At 42.8% G+C, this 19,839-nt stretch carries 13 protein-coding genes and 1 riboswitch; of the genes, 11 read left to right on the forward strand and 2 right to left on the reverse strand.

The window, feature by feature from the left end; translation table 11 throughout:
- Nucleotides 1–135 precede the first annotated feature (135 nt).
- The 10 genes from COR50_RS11580 (at nucleotide 136) to COR50_RS11625 (ending at nucleotide 16,603) form a co-directional block, all read left to right on the forward strand.
- Nucleotides 136–1,704, forward strand: coding sequence for a beta-N-acetylhexosaminidase (locus tag COR50_RS11580; protein WP_098196203.1), 1,569 nt, complete (start codon nucleotides 136–138; stop codon nucleotides 1,702–1,704).
- A gap of 111 nt (nucleotides 1,705–1,815) precedes the next feature.
- A riboswitch (cobalamin riboswitch) is annotated at nucleotides 1,816–2,015 on the forward strand.
- 124 nt (nucleotides 2,016–2,139) lie between these two features.
- Entirely contained in the window at nucleotides 2,140–4,149 is a 2,010-nt protein-coding gene (locus tag COR50_RS11585) for a TonB-dependent receptor (RefSeq protein WP_098194129.1), read from the forward strand.
- A gap of 30 nt (nucleotides 4,150–4,179) precedes the next feature.
- The gene (locus COR50_RS11590; protein WP_098194130.1) at nucleotides 4,180–5,325 is read left to right on the forward strand and encodes a YncE family protein; all 1,146 of its coding nucleotides are present in this window, start codon (nucleotides 4,180–4,182) and stop codon (nucleotides 5,323–5,325) included.
- A gap of 18 nt (nucleotides 5,326–5,343) precedes the next feature.
- Entirely contained in the window at nucleotides 5,344–6,912 is a 1,569-nt protein-coding gene (locus tag COR50_RS11595; RefSeq protein WP_098194131.1) for a PKD domain-containing protein, read from the forward strand.
- A gap of 252 nt (nucleotides 6,913–7,164) precedes the next feature.
- On the forward strand, nucleotides 7,165–7,761 hold the full coding sequence (locus COR50_RS11600) for an RNA polymerase sigma factor (protein ID WP_098194132.1): 597 nt from the start codon (nucleotides 7,165–7,167) through the stop codon (nucleotides 7,759–7,761).
- A gap of 56 nt (nucleotides 7,762–7,817) precedes the next feature.
- Complete coding sequence (locus COR50_RS11605; RefSeq protein ID WP_098194133.1) at nucleotides 7,818–9,005, forward strand: FecR family protein; 1,188 nt, start codon at nucleotides 7,818–7,820, stop codon at nucleotides 9,003–9,005.
- Between the two features lie 375 nt (nucleotides 9,006–9,380).
- Entirely contained in the window at nucleotides 9,381–12,683 is a 3,303-nt protein-coding gene (locus COR50_RS11610) for a SusC/RagA family TonB-linked outer membrane protein (protein WP_157760773.1), read from the forward strand.
- Nucleotides 12,684–12,699: 16 nt separating this feature from the next.
- Nucleotides 12,700–14,103, forward strand: a complete 1,404-nt coding sequence (locus COR50_RS11615) for a RagB/SusD family nutrient uptake outer membrane protein (protein ID WP_098194135.1) — start codon at nucleotides 12,700–12,702, stop codon at nucleotides 14,101–14,103.
- A 29-nt stretch (nucleotides 14,104–14,132) separates the two neighbouring features.
- Nucleotides 14,133–14,954, forward strand: coding sequence for a DUF4843 domain-containing protein (locus COR50_RS11620; RefSeq protein ID WP_098194136.1), 822 nt, complete (start codon nucleotides 14,133–14,135; stop codon nucleotides 14,952–14,954).
- 29 nt (nucleotides 14,955–14,983) lie between these two features.
- Nucleotides 14,984–16,603, forward strand: coding sequence for a PKD-like family lipoprotein (locus COR50_RS11625; RefSeq protein WP_098194137.1), 1,620 nt, complete (start codon nucleotides 14,984–14,986; stop codon nucleotides 16,601–16,603).
- Nucleotides 16,604–16,686: 83 nt separating this feature from the next.
- On the opposite strand, the gene COR50_RS11630 is transcribed toward COR50_RS11625, so the two are convergent.
- Complete coding sequence (locus COR50_RS11630) at nucleotides 16,687–17,136, reverse strand: GNAT family N-acetyltransferase (protein WP_098194138.1); 450 nt, start codon at nucleotides 17,134–17,136, stop codon at nucleotides 16,687–16,689.
- Nucleotides 17,137–17,515: 379 nt separating this feature from the next.
- On the opposite strand from COR50_RS11630, the gene COR50_RS11635 reads away from it, so the two are divergent.
- Nucleotides 17,516–18,922 carry an acyltransferase domain-containing protein gene (locus COR50_RS11635; protein ID WP_098194139.1) on the forward strand — a complete coding sequence of 469 codons (1,407 nt, stop codon included), beginning with the start codon at nucleotides 17,516–17,518 and terminating at the stop codon, nucleotides 18,920–18,922.
- Nucleotides 18,923–19,039: 117 nt separating this feature from the next.
- Here the strand turns inward: COR50_RS11635 and aqpZ are convergent, their stop codons facing one another.
- Nucleotides 19,040–19,756 carry an aquaporin Z gene (aqpZ, locus tag COR50_RS11640; protein ID WP_098194140.1) on the reverse strand — a complete coding sequence of 239 codons (717 nt, stop codon included), beginning with the start codon at nucleotides 19,754–19,756 and terminating at the stop codon, nucleotides 19,040–19,042.
- Nucleotides 19,757–19,839: the final 83 nt, after the last annotated feature.

Here is a 19,839-nt window from a genome sequence, read left to right on the forward strand (position 1 = left end):
AAAATCGCGTTTTTCATCGATAAGATGATGGATTATTCTATGGTAATAATAGCTTTTTATCCCGGTATAAAAGAATATGAAGAATGCTTAGAATGCTCTAATAAATTTTGTATGTTGTTCTCAAAATTGTGTGACATGTTTTTAAAATTAAAGGCGATCCTGTTAGCATCGGTCTTAGCGATACCGGCATTGGCCCAGGAAGAGCTGCCCATAGTGCCGCAACCGCGGAATGTTGAATTTTTAAACGGAAATTTTGCAATCGATTTCAATACGGAGATTGTAAATGCGGATGGACTTTTCAAGAACTCATCTCAATATTTGCAGTGGGAACTTCAAAAACGTTTCCGGATTAACCTGGCTAACAGGAATGCGGGTAGCGGGGAGAACTGTATCAAGTTTACCCGTACGAGGGACAAGGATATGCCGGGGGAAGGTTATGAATTGGTAGTTCGTCCCGGGGAAATTATTATCGCTGCCAACTCTGAAAAAGGTGCCTTTTACGGTTGTATATCCTTGTTGCAAATGGTAGCGGCAGCACAACAGGATGGTGGCAAAATGTTGTTGCCGGCCTGCTTGGTGACCGATGAGCCGCTATATGGATGGCGGGGTTTTATGCTCGATGAATCGCGCCATTTTTTCGGTAAGGATGCCGTGAAGGATATCTTGGATTGGATGGCTTATTATAAGTTGAATAAATTTCATTGGCATCTTACAGATGAACCTGCCTGGCGTTTGATGATACAAGGATATCCTTTCCTGGCTTACGTGGGCGGGGTAGGAAGCTGGTCGAACCCGTACCTGCCTGCACAGTTTTATACGCAGGATGATGTACGCGAGATAATCGAGTATGCTGCTGCAAGGCAGATCGAGGTGATCCCCGAGATCGATATGCCCGGACATGCAACGGCTGCCAACAAGGCTTATCCCGAGTTTAGCGGCGGCGGTTCGAAAGATCACCCCGAATTTACATTTAACCCCGGGAATGAAGGTACTTACAGCTATTTGAGCAGGATTTTAAGGGAAACGAATACCTTGTTCCCTGCGGCAAAGATTCACCTGGGGGGTGACGAAGTGAGTTTCGGTAACGGGAAATGGGCAACAGATCCCGGCATTCAGCAATTGATGAAGTCCGGGAAGCTGAAAGATCTGAAAGCTGTTGAACAATATTTCATGGAACGTATGGCTGATTCTGTAATGGCCATGGGCAGCCAGGTATTGGCCTGGGATGAAATGGCGGATGTTGATTTGCCAAGGGATAGTACCATCATTTACTGGTGGCGGCATGATCAGCCCAAGCAGTTAAAGAAAGCCTTGGACAATGGTTATAGAACGGTAATTTGCCCGAGGTTGCCTTTTTATTTTGATTTCGTGCAGGACAGTACGCACAAGGTTGGCCGCAAATGGGGTAAACAATATGTTCCCTTGGAAAGGGTCTACGGTTTTGATGCGGCTACTTTAGTTCCAAGCTCGCAACAGCAGTTAATCCTGGGTATCCAGGCGAACTTGTGGACGGAAAGGGTTGAGAATGTGCAAAGGTTGCAATTCATGTTATTTCCCCGGATCTGCGCTTTATCCGAAGCCTGTTGGTCTTTACCGGCATCGCGGGATTTTCCTTCATTCCAGCAACGGATGAAATACCAGTACAAATTATTCGACCAGGCACATATCTATTATTACAAACCTGGCCGTGAAGAAAAACCTTAACGGTTAGAATATTATGGATGACATCCCGGTAGTAAACAATGCTACCGGGATTTTTTATTGTAGCCCTTTTTTTGAGCCATGAAACCTCTTTTGGTGGAAATACGGGATTCATTTACATTTGCAGCACATTGGTTCCTGCTGTCAATTACTGATTAGTAGGATTAAAAGGGAACTCGGGTGCAAATCCCGGACAGTCCCGCTGCTGTAATTCTCGTTACAATACCCGGCAAATCTATGGTCACTGTGTACTACATGGGAAGACCGCCAGGGTAGAGATAAGTCAGAATACCTGCCGTGTGAATCGTTTTTAAGCTTTCGTGGAATGAAGCTTGGAAGTACCAGCATTACATGGTCTTATACCGTAGGTTGATTATTTTCTTGATGTAGTTTTTTCACTGCGAAGGCTGTTGATATTTTTTATCAAACAGTTCAATTATGCAATTCATCGAACAAAAGCGTTCCTTGAAAACGGCATCGCTATGCCTGTTATGCTGTCTTTTTTGCTGCGTTCAGCTATTTGCCCAGGAGGATTCCTCGCAAGTCAGGCAGTTGAAAGAAGTGCCGGTATTCGGCTCGAAGGTATATTCGGGATTATCCCCGGTGCAAACTTTACAAGGAGGCGCCTTACAACGTTTGGCCAGCCAGTCGGTCGCCGATGCCATCCGTTATTTTTCCGGTGTGCAGGTAAAGGACTATGGAGGGATCGGGGGGCTGAAAACGGTGGATGTCCGCAGCATGGGAACCAATCATACCGGCGTTTTTTACAACGGTGTACAGGTAGGGAATGCCCAGAATGGGCAGGTTGACCTGGGGCGATTTTCATTGGATAACATGGAGTCCGTTGCACTCGTAAACGGGCAATTAGCCCAATCGTTACAAACAGCAAGGGATTATGCTACCGCTGCATCCATCTATTTACAAACGAAGCAACCAACTTTTGAAGCGGGTCGTAACTCCATGCTGAAAGGAAGTTTTAAAACGGGGTCTTTCGGATTAATGAACCCTTCATTGTTGTATCAAAGAAAGTTGCATTCAAAGCTGGATGCATCTTTTAACCTGGAATGGGTGCAGGCTACGGGGCGTTATAAATTCCGTTACCGCAAGAAGGATGGGTACGATACAACTGCTTATAGAAAAAACGGCGATGTAGAGGCTTTAAGGGCAGAAATGAGCTTGTTCGCCCATGTATGGAAAGGTCAGTGGAACACGCATTTTTACTTTTACGATGCGGAGAAAGGCTTGCCCGGCTTCATAGTAAACGGTGTATTCGGCCATGTTGATCGTCAGTGGGATCGCAATTTTTTCGTGCAATCTTCTTTCAAGAAGCCGGTAGCTTCCCGGTATAGTTTCATGCTGAATACGAAGTTTGCTTCCGATTATACCCGGTATCTCGCACCGGATACGATGATACTTTATTTGGATAACCGGTACAAACAACAGGAGTATTATATTTCATTCGCTCAAAAATTCGTGTTAACATCATTTTGGGATATCAATCTCTCCACGGATTGGGTACATCAAAACATGACAGCCAACTTGGTCAACTTCTCCTATCCTACGAGGGATTCCTACTTAGCGGCTTTATCAACCACCTTGCACTGGGACCGGTTTAGGTTGCAAGGAAATATCCTGGGTACTAAAACAAGGGAGCGGGTCGAAAAAAATAAGCCTGCCAATCCACAAGATGAGTTAACGCCGGCATTATTTGTCGATTGGCAACCATTTTCAATTAGCCCTTTTAAAATCAATGCATTTTATAAAAGGATTTTCAGGATGCCTACGTTCAACGATTTGTATTATACGGAAATCGGGAATGCGGGTTTGAAACCGGAGTTCGCCACGCAGTATAACCTCGGCTTACGTTATGCGCTCAACTTCGGTACGGAGGCGCAGCACCAAGTTGGTATTGAAGTAGACGGATATTATAATGAAGTAAGTCAAAAGATCGTGGCGATGCCTACGGCCAGCCAGTTCCGTTGGACGATGATGAACCTGGGCCATGTAGAAATACGTGGTATAGATGTGAAAGCCCATGCTACATACAATTTCGAAAGCGGCTTGATCGGCTCCGCCAGGTTCAGCTATACTTATCAAAAAGCGCAGGATTTTACGGATAAGAAGGATTCTTTTTACGGTGATCAAATTCTTTATATCCCTTGGCATAGCGGTTCCTGTATTTTATCTGCGAATTATAAAAGATGGGACTTGAATTACAGCCTTATTTATACCGGGGAGCGGTACAATGCGAAGGCTAATATTCCTGAAAACTATGTACAACCCTGGTACACGAGCGATTTTACTTTTTCGAAGTACATGGTCTTGAAGCGCAATAAACTCCGGTTAACCGCGCAGGTTAATAATATTTTCAACCAATATTATGACGTAGTGCTGAACTACCCGATGCCGGGAAGGAACTACAAATTCATTATCAGTTTACAGATATAAAATTTAATCAATCATTTTTAATCTAATTAAATGTTTACACGGATCCACAAAGTTGTAGCTGTATTGTTACTGGTCAGCTATACGATTTCTTGCCGGAAAGACGATACGGTAGTTCCCCCGGTGACTACGCCTGTTGATACAGCCAAAATCAGCGTGGTAAAAGGTTTTTACTTGCTGAATGAAGCCAACATGGGAAGTAATAAAGCTTCAATTGATTATTACGATTATACCACGGGTAACTATAATAAGAATATCTACCCTACGGCAAACCCTGGTGTTGTCAAAGAGCTGGGCGATGTTGGTAATGATATCCGGGTGTACGGTAGCAAATTGTACGCGGTTATCAACGTGTCGAACAAGGTGGAAGTAATGGATGTGAAAACGGCCAAAAGGTTAGGGCAGATCGATATTCCCAATTGCCGTTACATCACTTTTGCAAATGGTAAAGCATATGTAAGCGCCTATACCGGTCCGGTGAGCATTGACCCGAATGCACCCCTAGGCTTAGTTGCTGAAATTGATACCGCGTCTTTAGCCATTACGAGGGAAGTTTCCGTCGGCTATCAACCGGAGGAGCTAGCTATCGTTGATAATAAAATATATGTTGCCAACAGCGGTGGCTATAGGCCGCCCAATTATGATAGTACGATTTCCGTTATAGATATTTCCAGTTTCCGGGAGCTGAAAAAGATCAATGTTGCGATCAATCTACACCGCTTAAAAGCAGATCGTTACGGGCATTTAATTGTTACTTCCCGCGGCGATTATTACAATACCCCTTCGAAGGTTTTCGTGGTAGATACTAAAACGGAAACAGTCATTCACCGGTTTGATATCGCGGGCAGTAACCTTGCTGTAGCAGGTGATACAGCATTTTTATACGGGAGCGAATTTAATTACAATACGGGGAGCTTCGAGGTTACTTACAATATGATAGACCTTAAAAATTTACAACTACTCAATAAAAGTTTTATTACCGACGGAACGGAAGCCGAGATACAGATGCCCTACGGTCTAGCTGTTAACCCGGTGACAAGGGACATCTTTGTGACCGATGCAAAAGACTATGTATCTCCCGGCACATTGTTCTGTTTTGACCCCTCCGGCAAAAAGAAGTGGTCTGTTACCACGGGCGATATCCCTGCACATATTGCTTTTGTAATCGAAGAAGAATAATTCAATCTATAAAACCGTATGAAAAAAATTACTTTACTTCTCGCAGTGGCATTGACCACCATTTTTTCCGGATGTTATAAATCCGATATCGATGCCCTGAAAGATGATGTCAAGGACCTGAAAGAACAGATGGCTAAATATGAAGCCTTGCTCAACGCGATGAATGACCGGCTGTACGTGACAGGGTATGAACAATCCGGCAATAAATATACCTTGACCTTGAGCGACAGTACCGTATTGGTAATCGGGGATTCCCCGGCTTTCGTAACAAGGGGTGAAAATGGGCATTGGTATATCGATAATAAGGATACGCAGGTAGCCACGGAAGGATTTTATCCCGCGTTGAGCAGGGGCGCTAATGGTAACTGGTTTATCGGTGATACGGATACCGGCATCAGGGCTTTACTGCCTGCAACGGATTATAGCATCATGGCTATTGTTCGCGTTGATGAAAGGATGACTTTTGTTTTCGGAGATGGCAGAACGGTAGCGTTAAAATCGATGTCTCCTGAAATTAATATTACTATTCCCACGGGCGGATTCAATTTCGATATGATGAAGTGGATGAAGATTACCCCTGCAATCAATTACGGTGATAATGCAAGTTTTGTTTGGACTTCGGGCAGCGATACTTTATCCGCAGCCAAAGATTTGATGCATGTATTTTTGACCCCTGGGAATTATACCTTAAGACTTACCGTCAGCAATGGAATCGGTAGTAGTTTTAAGGATGTAAATGTAAAAATTGCTGAAAAAACATATACGAACGGCGTAGCGAAAGTTTTCGAATTTTTACCTGCCCCAGGACAGTTTGTCAATAGCATGCCGGCTTGGGTTGAAGGCGATGATGCGGAAGCTATGCGCGTGAAAGCGGAAAATGCACTCCTGGATAATTCATTGATTCACCTGGGGAGTTTTGGTGGTTACGTAGTAATGGGCTTTGATCATACTATTGTGAATGTAAGCGGCCAAGCAAATTTCGTAGTAAATGGCAACGCTTTTTCCAACTGGGCAGAACCCGGGGTAATAATGGTGTCGTACGATGCCAACCAGAACGGATTGCCCGATGATGAATGGTATGAAATTAAAGGCTCGGGACATGATGATCCCCACACGATTGCTAATTACGAGATCACGTATTATAAGCCGGATCCTAACAAGGCAACCACTCCCGATCCGGATTATGCATATATAACCGATACTACTTATATCAAATGGAAAGACAACCAAGGTCAAACCGGTTACGTCTACAAAAATTCTTTCCACGGGCAAAGTTATTATCCCGGCTGGGCAGCCGATAGCATTACCTTTAAAGGAACGCGGCTATCAGCGGATAAGGTGTACGATCAATCGGGCAGCGGTAGTTTTTATGTAAGTATCCCGTTCGATTACGGTTATGCAGATAACTGGCCGAACGCTGATGAGAAAGCCAAGATACATATCGATTGGGCCATCGACAAAGATGGTAACCCGGTGAAATTAAAAGGAATTGATTTTATCAAGGTATATGCAGGGCAATTGGCTCAAGCCGGATGGCTGGGAGAAGTATCCACTGAAATAACAGGGGTAAAGGACCTGAACCTATAAAAATTTTACATAACCATGCAAAACCGATTGCCTGCCTCTAAGGGGTGGGCAATTTTTTATTGGGAAAGATATTACAACTTTAGTGTTAAGTCAATAATGGTGTAAGATGATTCTATCGCCGGTTTTCGAAAGAAATCCCATTATATCGAGATCGGTGAACAATTATTATTTTATGGTTTAAATATGTAGATTTGTTTGAATCGAGATCAAAAATCAGCAAATTTATCAACCAAAAATCATTTTTAATCCCGGATGACGGTATTACCTTTAAATAATGAGGCCTCGATCCTGCAAGAATTACAAGCGGGAAGCGCGGATGCGTTTACCAGTATATACCATCATTATAGCCCGATTATTTATGTTGCCGTACTAAAAATGGTAAAGGATCCAACCACGGCGCAAGAAATTGTACAGGATGTTTTTTCGACCATCTGGCGGAAGCACAACTCGTTAGAGATTAATAATTTATCAGCCTACCTGTTTAAAGCCGGTCAGCACAAAGTGTTTAATTTTTACAAGAAGCTACAACAGGATAAAGCAAAATTGCAGGACTTTAAAGTATATGCCGAAGCGCATTATTCGCATGTTGAGGAAGCCTTGCATTACGAGGAGAGCCGGGATATTTTACAGCAGGTATTAGACAAATTGCCCCAACAGCAAAGGAAAGTCTACGAGATGATCCGCATCGAAGGCCGTAGTTATAAGGATGCGGCAGCGCAATTGGGATTATCAACTTATACTGTAAAAGAATACCTCGTATATGCCAATAAGAAAATCAGGAATTATTTTGATAATAACTTGGATGTCTTGGTATTGTTAGTAATGTTATTTGAAATCCGGAAGTTTTAATAAAATTTTTTATCCCGATCCCCCCATTTATTTTTTTTAATTGTCTTATTTATAGAATGGAACAAAAGGGTTATTATATTGACCTGTTTAATAGGTTATTAGAAGGGAATTGCTCCCCCACAGATACGGAGGTATTATTGCAGTGGTTGGGAAGCGAAGAGCAAGACCCCTTGGCCGCTTCATTGATACTTGAGGAATTTAATAAATCGGCGTCTTCCACTGATATTGACCCTGCTGTGCGGGAAATGCTAGCTGCCAAGCTGCCGGGAATATTGAAGCAGGAAGAAGTTCGCATCGTGCAGATGCAACCGCGGCATGATTGGAGGAAATGGTTGGGGATTGCTGCGACGGTATTGCTGTTGGCCGGCTCCGCTTTCTTTTGGAGATGGTACTCCGGTCAAGATGCTAAAACCGCTGGCGCACTTTCCAAGCAAGTTGATATTTTACCGGGAAGCGATAAAGCTATACTTACGCTCGATGATGGAAAGCAAGTGGTATTGGATAGTAATGGCCATATAAATATACAACAAGGGAATACTGCCGTTCAACAATTAAGCGGGGTATTACAATACGAGGCCGCTAAAAGCCCGGGATCTAAAGAGATCGCCTATAACCGTTTGTCAACACCGAGGGGCGGTCAGTTTCAACTAGTATTGCCGGATGGCACCAAGGCTTTTCTAAATGCAGTTTCATCTATTCGTTTTCCCACGGCATTCACCGGCAATGAACGGCTTGTGGAAATAGAAGGTCAAGTGAATTTTGATATCGCGCAAGACGCCTCGAAACCTTTTATAGTAAAAACACGCAATACCAGGATCGAGGCCCTGGGTACGAGTTTCGATGTAATGGCTTACGCGGATGAACCGACGATTAATACGACCTTGGAATCAGGAGCTGTTAAGGTAAGTATAGAATCTACCGGGGAATCCGTAGTACTGCAACCGGGTAAGCAAGCCATCGTGAACGCAAAAACAGAGAAGATGCAGGTGAAATCAGTGAACGTGAATAAAATCGTGGCCTGGAAAAACGGCTATTTTATCCTTGATAATGACCCGGTACAAACTATAATGCGCCAAATACAACGCTGGTATGATGTTGATGTGAAATATGAAGACGGCTTTTCGGTGGAACATATCAGCGGGGAAATTCCGCGCGACTATACACTGGTAGAAGTGTTGAAAGTAATGGATATATGCGGCGTAAAATGTGAGCTGGAAGGCAGGACAATTATAGTAAAGAAATAAATAATCAATTAATCATACGATCAAGCATGAGATAAGATCAACCAAAGTTCATTAGTCATAGTTTCAAAAATCAAAACCAACCATTATTTAGATCAAAATTTATCAATCAAATCTTATTCAACATGATTTCTTTATGCAGTAACTGCCGGGCCAAACCCGGTTGATACCGGCTTATTGCCATTATTGTTAAAATGGCCGAAAATGTTGCAGCATAATCGGCCAAACGCTTGGTATCGAGTACAACAATTAAACGCTGTTATTATCTAACCAAACATTATCAAATCTATGCAATTATTTGCAAATGGTCAACCTATGTCCCGTTTTACCCTGGGCCTGGGCGTGCCACTTCGATGTACAGCTAAAATTTGGCTGATTATGAAATTAGTGATGTGCTTACTATTAGGATGCTCTCTCCATATTAGCGCTAAAAGCTATGGACAACAGGTCTCTATCTCGGCAAAAGGGGCCAGGTTAGAAGCTGTGTTTCAAGAGATCAAATCTCAAACCGGTTACACCTTCGTGTATAATACCGAATGGCTGAGAGAGGCCAAACTTGTTGATCTGCAAGTGCAGAATATTCCCATGGAGCAAGCTTTGCAGTTGACTTTTAAAGATCAACCCTTTACTTATATGATTTTGCGGAAAACCGTGATCCTGAAGAAAAGGGAACAGTTGATAAAGATATTACCTAGCGAAGATAATCGACAACAATTGATCTTTAGGGGAAAGGTGCTGGATGAAAAGGGAACCCCCATTCCCGGTGCAAGTATTTTTGTGCTCGGTGAGAAAAAAGGGGTAGTCTCCGGCGAAGACGGTAGGTTTAACCTGAAAATAGATAAGCTGGGCGTAGTTGTCAGGATCAGCTTTATCGGGTACGAGAGCTTGGATTACCGCGTGAAAAATCTTGATAAACCGGTAACCTTTCATATGAGGTTGAAAGATGCGGATTTAAACCAGGTCGTGGTGACCGGTATGGTAAACCTGGATAAACAAACTTTCTCCGGCGCCGCCGCGGTTTACAGCCAGGAGCAAATTAAAACGATTACCAATACCAATATCGTGGATGCCCTGAAAACATTGGATCCTTCTTTCATGGTATTGGAAAATAATATCATGGGGAGTAATCCTAACGTGCTGCCCAATATTGAATTAAGAGGACAAACCAGTATCACGACGGACGAGTTGAGGGATGATTTCTCAGAGAACCCTAACCAACCGCTTTTTATCCTGGATGGTTTCCCTGCAAGCCTTCGTCAAATATTAGATATGGACATTAACAGGATCGCATCCGTAACGATCCTGAAAGATGCTGCATCTACGGCCATGTACGGAAACAGGGCTTCGAATGGTGTGATCGTAATACAAACCGTCCGCCCCCTCCCTGGGAAAATCAGGGTGTCTTATACATCAGACTGGGGATTCGAGTTCCCGGATCTGAGTAGCTACAACAGGATGGATGCCTCGGAGAAGCTAGAGTTTGAGCGCTTGTCGGGGAGGTATTTACCTAACGAAAGATTCGATATGAGCACGTATAAATACGAGTTATACGACCCTTTATATTCCATGCGCAAGCAGGAGGTTTTAAGGGGAGTCAATTCATATTGGTTGAGTGATCCCTTGCAGAACGGTATTTCGCAAAGGCACAGCTTGCTGGTAAACGGGGGAGCTGATAACCTTTTATTTGTGGCGGGCATTAGTTATAAAGATGAAAAAGGCGTGATGATAGGCAGCGGTAGGAAAGAGTGGAGTGGAAACTTGAAATTAGACTATAATACAGGCAAATTCAGATTCAATAATTATGTTTCCGTGAATGGAAATAGCGAGGATGAATCGCCGTACGGTAGCTTTAGTACCTGGGTAAATGTTAACCCGTATTACAGGAAGCAGCCCGCGTCAGAAATGTACCTGGAAAAGTATAGAGATGGATCAAACGGCGCGGAAAAGGTGGTATATAATCCCCTGTACAATGCGAAATTAAACAGCTATGACAGGAGTAAATTGTATTCTCTTTGGGATAATTTATCAGCTATTTACCAGGTAACCGATAACCTGAGGTTCGAAACTAACTTACAAGTGCGGAAAGATGTTAAAGAAGCTGAAACGTTCAAATCTCCTTTGCACACAGATTTTATATCCACTGTTCCCGAGGAAAAAGGAAAATATACCAATACTAGGTTTACCACTAGCAGTTTTACTTATAATGCACTTTTATCTTATAACAAGAGTTTCGGGGATCATACCTTGGGCGTTAACCTAAGGTCCGAGATTAGCGAGTCTAAATCTATAAGACAAGATTATAGTGCTATAGGTTTTCCATTGACATCTAACGGTAACCCTAGCTTTGCTTATAATTACCCGGAGAATGGAGCACCTTACGCGAGGACTTCCATTTCCAGGTACAATAACGTTAGTTTTATCAGTACTTATTCGTATAGGAATATCTATAACCTCAATGCTACTTTCACATATAATGGTAGCTCGGTTTATGGTATAAATAACCCGTATTCACCGTTTTATAGTATAGCGGGATCCTGGAATTTGCATAATGCCCAATGGTTTAAACGCGATTGGATCGATAATGCCAGGTTGAGAGTGTCGTATGGTATGACCGGCAACCAGAATTTCTCATCCACTTCATCCGTTTCAACATATACTTATTTAAGTGATTTCAATTCATTCGGTCAAGGAGTATTATTAAGCCGGTTGGGCAATCCGAATTTAGAAAGCCAAACTACCTACCAGTTTAATACCGGGCTTGATCTGAACATATTTAAAAACAGGTTGGGTTTAGTGGTAGATTATTACGATAAGCTTACAGATCCTTTAGTGGTACCCGTAGCGCTTCCCTCTTCTACTGCATTGGTTTCTTACCCATTTAACGTTGGTTCATTGAAAGTGAAAGGGTTCGAATTCATGTTGAATGGAACTCCTATTCGCACCAAGGATTTTTCCTGGAGAATATCGGTAATGGGATCAAAGTATAAGAAGACATACGCCGGTTTGGGAAATCGCTTGTTGGGATTAAACGAGAAGTTAAAAACCTCTAATTCCTTTGTTCAATATAAAGACGGCTACAGTGAAAACGACATTTGGGCCGTTCGCTCATTGGGCATTGATCCGGCAACGGGGCGCGAGATCTACTTGAAGAAAGATGGAACGCAGTCCTTTGACTATGACATAAATGACCAGGTCGTGGTGGGGAATACCCTACCCGATATCCAGGGTGTAGTCGGTTCACAATTTACGTATAAGAATTTTCTTCTCAACTTCAGTTTTAGATATGTTTTTGGGCAGGATGCATTTAATACGGTTCTGTTTAATACAATCGAGAACCTTTCCAAAAGCTATATAATCAATAATAACCTGGATAAAAGAGCCCTCTATGAAAGATGGAAGGAGCCGGGCGACCTAGCGATGTATAAAGATATTGCTGATGCTACCAGGACATATAGGAGCTCCAGGTTTGTTCAAACCGAAAATTCTTTCGGTTTAGAGTCTGCCAATATTACTTATAATTTAACCCGGGGATCTTTCCTCGACAAGCTGAGCCTGTCTAGGTTGCAGATCAGTGGTCGTACTTCAGATATATTCCGTTTTACGACGGTACGCAGGGAGCGCGGGACAAGCTATCCTTATTCAAGGGCTTTCCAATTGAGCTTGACGGCAAATTTTAAATAATAAAAAGTGTATTCAAATGCTAAGAATAAGACCAATATATATTTATGTCATCTGCCTGGTATGCCTGTCAACAGCAGGGTGTAAAAAATGGCTCGAAGTAAAACCGGATGATACCTTTACCGAGGAAATGATCTATAAAACCGAGGCAGGAACGAAGGATGCTTTAAACGGGATTTTACTGAAAATATCCAGCGGTAGTTTATACGGGATGAACTTAACAGGCGTTTATCTTGACTTATTGGCGCAACGGTACCGGGTAACAAATGATGCCTCTCCCTATTACTCATTTTATACGCTCGATCTATCTCAAAGCACGGCTAAAAATGTTTTGCAGAGTTTTTGGGAACAAATGTACCAGGGGGTCGCAAATACCAACAGGTTTTTGCAAATGACCGAGCAGTATAAAGCCAATTATTCTGAACAATTCTACCAACAGGCGAAAGGGGAAGTTCATGCAATCAGGGCCTTATTGTATTTTGATCTGCTCAGGATGTGGGGGCCGGTTTATGATGGAGATGATTCAACGGCAGCATCCATCCCGGTGTATTCAACAATCACACATGTTTATCCGGACTATGCCCCGGCAAACGAAGTAATGGACTTTATCGTTGCTGATTTGGACTCCGCTATTGCTTATATGGCGAATGATCCCATAATCGAAAGTAATTATGATGACGACAATAACATGAGATTGAACTATTATGCGGCGAAGGCATTAAAGGCTAGGGTACTCCTGTATAGGGGAGATAAAGCGGGGGCTTATTCCATGGCAAAGGAAGTGATGCAAGTACAGGATAAATTTCCTTGGGTGCTACGTCTGAATATCGCTTCCAATAGAACAAACCCCGACAGGATATTCGGAACAGAAGTGCTATTTGGCGTCTACAACAGGAATTTATACGATGCATATAAGGGTGTGTTCTTATCAACGTTAAATGAAGGTTCTTTACTAGCTGCCGGGCCGGATTTTTTAAACACGGTTTACGAATCTTTACTAGGCGATTTTAGGTACGGTGATACATGGCTGCAAGCCAGCGACGGTGTTTCCTATAGAACATTCTTTAAATACGCACCTGTTAGTGATGCCGCACATTATAAGTTTAACTACACGGTTCCTGTTATCCGTATGAGTGAAATGTACCTCATCGCCGCAGAAACAGCGCCTGATCCGGCAGAAGGTCTCTCTTACATTAATGAGATCAGGTTACATAGGGGCTTGGATACGGAGATCTCCGATCCGGCACAACTCACCAACGAGATAAGAAAGTCATATATCAAGGAGTTTTACGGGGAAGGACAACTTTGGTTTTTTTATAAAAGAACGAAAGCAACGAGCATGATTTCACCTGCTGGAAACAGGGCTATTAGCTTAGGGAAATACGTTTTCGACTACCCGGATTCAGAAACACAGCAACGCTAAATGGTTTCATCACTATTAAAACCAGTACAATGAAAAGAAGTTGGATATTATATATAATAACGCTTTGCATGGCCGGCAATTTTGCTAGTTGCTCCGAGGATAATTTGGATGTTTACGACCAAGCATCTTCAGGGGGGAGTATTTACTTCCTAGATAAATACGAGCAAGCGAATGATCTTTACCAAAGCATTCCAAAAGATACACTGTGGACGAGCTTCGGTTATGTAAGCGAGAATAAACATGATTCCATTGTAAAACAGGTAGTGCGCATCAGTGGGGAGAAGATGGATCATGATAGGACGTATAAGTTAACGGTACTTGGCAGTTCTACGGCAAAAGAAGGGGTGCATTACGAGCTTTTAAATGAATCTTATACCATAAAGGCAAACAGCATAACCGATACGATCAAGATCAAGTTCAATAGAACTGAAGATATGAAAGACAGTACTTTCACTGTTTCGCTGCGCCTGGAACCTAACGAGAATTTTAACACGGATATTCCCGTGATGAAATCGAAGGCGGAAAATGGTAAATATACTTACGAATTGACACACATGGAGTTTAAGGTAGATGATATCACAGGTGTGCCGTTCCTTTGGACAGATCCTCCTTACAGTTCCTTTACCCCGTATTATCTCGGTACTTTTTCCAGGACGAAATTGCTATTGATGATCGAGGTGATGAACATCGATATTAACCTGGTCACCGTTCCTCCGCCCCCCGGGCAATATTTCAGCCTTGATTATTACTTTGCTTGGAAAGCTTACATGACAACTTGGTTAGAAGCGGAAGCGGCAAAAGGCAATTATTATTATGATGAATTCGGGGAACTCATCAAATTTCATTTATAGTTTTTCAGCATTTGGCTAAAATTTAAATTATGAAATCATTTCAATATAAATCCATAATACCGGTATGCTTCCTTGCCTTGTTAACGATGTTTTCTTGCAAGAAAGACCTGGGTAATTATGATTATCATGAAACATTTGATATGGAGATTCAGGGCATTGAAGATTCATACAATTTAGTACTCGGAGATACGGTTTCCATCATACCTAATTTCAGTAAGGTAGAAGGGCAACAAATGGATACAGCCGCATTTTCATATACATGGACGGTATCGGATCCACGGTTGGTAGATTTATACAGGCTACGTACAATTAGCACCAGCCGTAACTTGGAAGGGGTATTACCACTGTCAGTTGGGGATTATACCATTTATTATACAGTATTAGATACACTGACCAGGGTATCATGGATCCGTGAATTTAGTGTAAAAGTGGAAGGGAACATAAAACCTAAAGGTTGGTTCGTATTATCAGAAGTGAACCAGCAATCGAGGTTGGATTATTTTATCGAGGATCTCGATGCCTTGGGAACTTACCCGCAGAAATACTTCGATTTTACCAAGTTGTTGTTAGATCCAAACTCCGGCAAACAACTTATGTTAACAGGGAAGCCGAAGTTTATCAATTATTTTATGAACAATGTTGCCGCTGCTGAATCAGGATATAAGGCATACCTGTATATTGGCACGGATGAAATGACAGAGAAAATCAACATTTCCAATGGTTTGATTTGGAAGGATATTTTATATCAGTTCAAATTGGAAACCGCTACCGGTACTTATCCTGAAACAGTTGATTGGGTTAAATCCGTTACCTCCGCTACTGGCTATGCTTTCAAAGGAGAGGAGCTATTCGTATGTGATTATGCCCAGCGTGCTAAATTCGGCTTGTCATTAAACAGGCTTGCCGTAACATCTGAGCCTATAAAATTGCATCCTTCCTTAGCTATTCTTGATTTTTTAATTCCTAATGCTGTTGGGTTCGATATTACTAAAAAGCGCTTCGTTTCTCACAGCGGATCTACCAATAGCAGCATGGCCTTGGTTCCGCAAGATACATCCAGGTCAACATTCGATCCTTCTGACACCAAGATGGATCTCGTATGGATGGATGCAACGATGGCATACGGATACATGGCTGTTGCTATATTACAAGATCCCGGCACATCTAAGCGCTACATGGTGCGGTTTAATTTCGAGGGTGCGTCTTATAATAAGATTCATATCGTTGATTTCAAACCTGTCGATGATGCACCGGGCATGGACAAGATGACCCGTTTCGTGGTGGACAATTACTATGGTTACCTGGTGTACGAGTCTGAAGGTAAACTATACCGTATGAACCTGGACACGGGTATAACCATTTTAATTAAAGATTACGGCGCTAATATGCGTATCAGTATGTTGAAGAAATCGCCTAATATCAGTTATACTAACTGGTCTTCCATCAGCAGCCGGCCAAATAATTTTAACCTGCCGCAATTGGAACCGGTTGCATTGGGGATTATGGCTGGCGTATACGACCCGGCTAATCCCGACGCCTCCGGTATCGTGGACGTGATTAAGATTCCAAATACCACGCAATTGGCAGACTCTTATTATACTTTAACGGGCTTCGGGAAAGTTGTAGATGCTGTTTATATCAACAACTAATCTTGGTAGTTAATTTTTCAATTTTTTTTCACAAGGTTTGATTGTAATTGAAACGGCCGTCCTATTTGGGATGGCCATTTCCTTTATAGCAATTTCTCCATGCAAATGCTCGTTTCAATGCCTACGTATTGCCCGTAATTGGGAATAGTTGCATAACCGCTGCCCCGGTATAGTTTTACTGCCGGGATTAAGTCAATGCTGGTTTCTAATACACACCTTTCCATACCCAGTTCTTTAGCCCAAGTTTCCAATCCCTGTAAAACCAGTTGCGCAATACCCTTGCGTCTTTCTCCAGGTAACACGAACATCCTTTTAATTTCCATAGATTTGGCATCGAAAGCTTTTATAGCGCCGCATCCCACGGCTTTTGCCTCCTTGTGAACGAGGATCACATATTTCAATTCATCTAACTGGTTATACTGCATGAAGAAATCGTGATCTTCGCCGTTTACTTCGGCAAGTTTTGCATTTAATTGTTTTGCGAGCGTTATAAATTCCGGGTTTTGACCATTGGTCCTGCTGATAGTAAACATGCTGTAAAGTGTTATTTTCTGTTGTTATGCCCTGTTTTTTGAAGGTTTTTATAAAGGTAAAATAATCATTCTTTCATTGCGAACCTGCCAGATAAAATGTCTTTTTGGCTGAATTGCCAAATTTGTCAGTTGGCAATGACGGTTAACCCCGGTTTTTATTCAACAATAATTTGAACTTATTTACACATTTACCCGTATATAATTAGAACCAATATCTATTTACCTTGAAGAGTTTGGCTGTTTATGAGCCGGCAAGTTTTCAAGTACCGGTGGGATCTTTCTGGATCGATATTAGATTTTAATTAAAAATGGACATCGGTAAAAAAATGGCATGCTGATTGCTCAAACAGCCGCGAATTAGCCCAAAGCTGCTCCACCAATGACGCGCAAGATTAATACAAATGATTCGGACCCGGCGGATTCGTACCCGGGTAATACTAACGATGATCCTCTCGGAAATCAATACCAACATGGTTTTGACGATGAGCTATATTCGCATGGACTCCATGTGCTTTCTGCTGCCAGCCCGGAAGATTTACAATTGCAAGCAAAAAAGCTGCTATCAAGGATCCAATCGGAACCGGGATGGTCGCTGCGGGATATTACTTACACTTTAGCAGGGCTGCAAACTAACCAACAGTATAATTGGCTGGTGTATGCTGAAACGAAGGATGCATTAGTCCAGGGCTTAGAAAAAAAACTGGCCAAAAAGCAACATCCTGCGCCTGCCGAACAGATGGACAACAGGTTAGCCTGGATTTTTACCGGGATGGGACCGCAATGGTACGGCATGGGCAGGCAGTTGTACCGGGAAAATGCGGTATTCCGCCAGGTGATGGACGAATGTAACCACTTGTTACTGGAATACACTGGATATTCGCTATTGGGTGAATTATTCTTTCAACCTGTAAACAAGGTCGTGACGGGAAACTACCTCGCTCAAACCGCTAACTTTTTTATCCAGGTAAGTTTATCAAGAATGCTGCATTCCATGGGGTTACCAATGGACGTTGTAGTGGGACATAGTGTTGGCGAGATAGCTGCCTCGGTGATCGCTGGGGGCATCTCCCTGGAGGATGGTATCAAGATCGTGCACCATTGGGGAAGTATATTAGAGCAGGTGGCGGGTCATGGCACACTGTTATCGGTAGGCTTGGGTGAACATGAAGCTGTGCCTTACCTGGAAGATTTGCCGGGCCTCGAAATCGCTACAATCAACGCGCCGCGTTCTATGACCGTGGCAGGAAATAGGGACCAGTTGTCCCGCTTGGAAGAAATGCTTAAAAATGACGGAATTGCGGCCCGGTTTGTGCAGGTGGACGTGGCATATCATTCTTCGCAACTTTCTTACCTGGAGCATGCCGTAAAAGACGCCCTGGGTTTTGTGAAACCGCTTAAGCCCGTACATAAGATGTACAGCACTGTTACGGCGGAACTGGTTGAACACCCCTTGCATGATGCCGATTATTGGTGGCGTAACATCCGCCAACAGGTATATTTTAAAGATGTGGTAGCTTCGTTGTTGAAGCAGGGGTACACCAATTTTATAGAGATAGGCCCACACCCGGTATTAAGAAGTGCTTTGCAGGAAACTGCGATGGCCGAAGGGAAAGAAATCCATACCTTCTTTTCTTTAAAGAAAGGCACATCCGAATTGCCGATGTTGATAAATAACTTGGAACGCTCGATGGGTGTTGGAGTGCCGGTAAATTTCAGTACGTCTTTAACAGGCGAGCGTTTGAAAATATCATTATTTGAAGGAGAAGATGTTTGCCAATGCTGCTAAAATTTAGCATGCGGCATAGCACAACATACTTGTAAAATAAAATGAAAGAACAGGTAAAATATTTGAAAGCGTTTAAATATTTTACCTGTTCTTTTTATTGCCAGCCAATCAAAATCATTAGTAATTAGAAGCCTTCTCCGCGGGCGGATTATCTACCAGTTTCCAAAGCAGGCCGCCGATAAGTCCACCAACAATCGGGCAAACGATAAATATCCATAGTTGCGAAAGGGCAGCGCCGCCAACGAAAATAGCTGGCCCGATGCTCCTGGCAGGGTTTACAGAAACACCCGTGATCGGGATGCCCACGATATGTATCAAGGTCAAACATAAACCGATGGCGAGCCCTGCAAAACTGGTATTGCCGTTGTAACTGCTGGTAGCGCCATGAACTACGAATAGGAATAATGCCGTAAGCACTACTTCTGCAATCATCCCGCTAACCATCGAGTAATTTGCCGGGGAAGCTTCTCCAACGCCATTGGCCCCGAGCCCGTTCATATCGATATTGTAGTTAGGATTGCCTTGAGCGATATAATATAACAGGCCAGCAGCGAGTATACCACCCACAACTTGCCCTATGATATATACCACCATATCTTTAGCGGGAAGTTTACCCATGGCCCACATCGAGATGCTGATAGCAGGATTAATATGGCAACCGGTGATATGACCAATAGCATAGCACATCGCTAGAACCGATAAACCGAAGGCAAATGCGATACCCAGGTTGCCAACAAAACTTCCGGCAATTACAGCACTACCGCAACCCATGAATACCAATACGAAGGTGCCGAACATTTCGGCTAAGAATTTCTGCGAGCTTGTAGCTTTCATAGCGTTTAATTTGAGGTTTATTGTTTTTGTCTTTGAGTTTTGGTCTAACTTGCAATTGTTCCAAGTGTCGTGATTAGAGCAGG

It is taken from the genome of Chitinophaga caeni (genome assembly GCF_002557795.1).
Classification (GTDB): domain Bacteria; phylum Bacteroidota; class Bacteroidia; order Chitinophagales; family Chitinophagaceae; genus Chitinophaga; species Chitinophaga caeni.

Bases quoted from the DNA above. Each gene is read 5' to 3' on its own strand.
- COR50_RS11580 (WP_098196203.1), top strand. From the start codon at position 136: ATGTTTTTAAAATTAAAGGCGATCCTGTTAGCATCGGTCTTAGCGATA.
- COR50_RS11585 (WP_098194129.1), top strand. From the start codon at position 2,140: ATGCAATTCATCGAACAAAAGCGTTCCTTGAAAACGGCATCGCTATGC.
- COR50_RS11590 (WP_098194130.1), top strand. From the start codon at position 4,180: ATGTTTACACGGATCCACAAAGTTGTAGCTGTATTGTTACTGGTCAGC.
- COR50_RS11595 (WP_098194131.1), top strand. From the start codon at position 5,344: ATGAAAAAAATTACTTTACTTCTCGCAGTGGCATTGACCACCATTTTT.
- COR50_RS11600 (WP_098194132.1), top strand. From the start codon at position 7,165: ATGACGGTATTACCTTTAAATAATGAGGCCTCGATCCTGCAAGAATTA.
- COR50_RS11605 (WP_098194133.1), top strand. From the start codon at position 7,818: ATGGAACAAAAGGGTTATTATATTGACCTGTTTAATAGGTTATTAGAA.
- COR50_RS11610 (WP_157760773.1), top strand. From the start codon at position 9,381: ATGAAATTAGTGATGTGCTTACTATTAGGATGCTCTCTCCATATTAGC.
- COR50_RS11615 (WP_098194135.1), top strand. From the start codon at position 12,700: ATGCTAAGAATAAGACCAATATATATTTATGTCATCTGCCTGGTATGC.
- COR50_RS11620 (WP_098194136.1), top strand. From the start codon at position 14,133: ATGAAAAGAAGTTGGATATTATATATAATAACGCTTTGCATGGCCGGC.
- COR50_RS11625 (WP_098194137.1), top strand. From the start codon at position 14,984: ATGAAATCATTTCAATATAAATCCATAATACCGGTATGCTTCCTTGCC.
- COR50_RS11630 (WP_098194138.1), bottom strand. From the start codon at position 17,136: ATGTTTACTATCAGCAGGACCAATGGTCAAAACCCGGAATTTATAACG.
- COR50_RS11635 (WP_098194139.1), top strand. From the start codon at position 17,516: ATGACGCGCAAGATTAATACAAATGATTCGGACCCGGCGGATTCGTAC.
- aqpZ (WP_098194140.1), bottom strand. From the start codon at position 19,756: ATGAAAGCTACAAGCTCGCAGAAATTCTTAGCCGAAATGTTCGGCACC.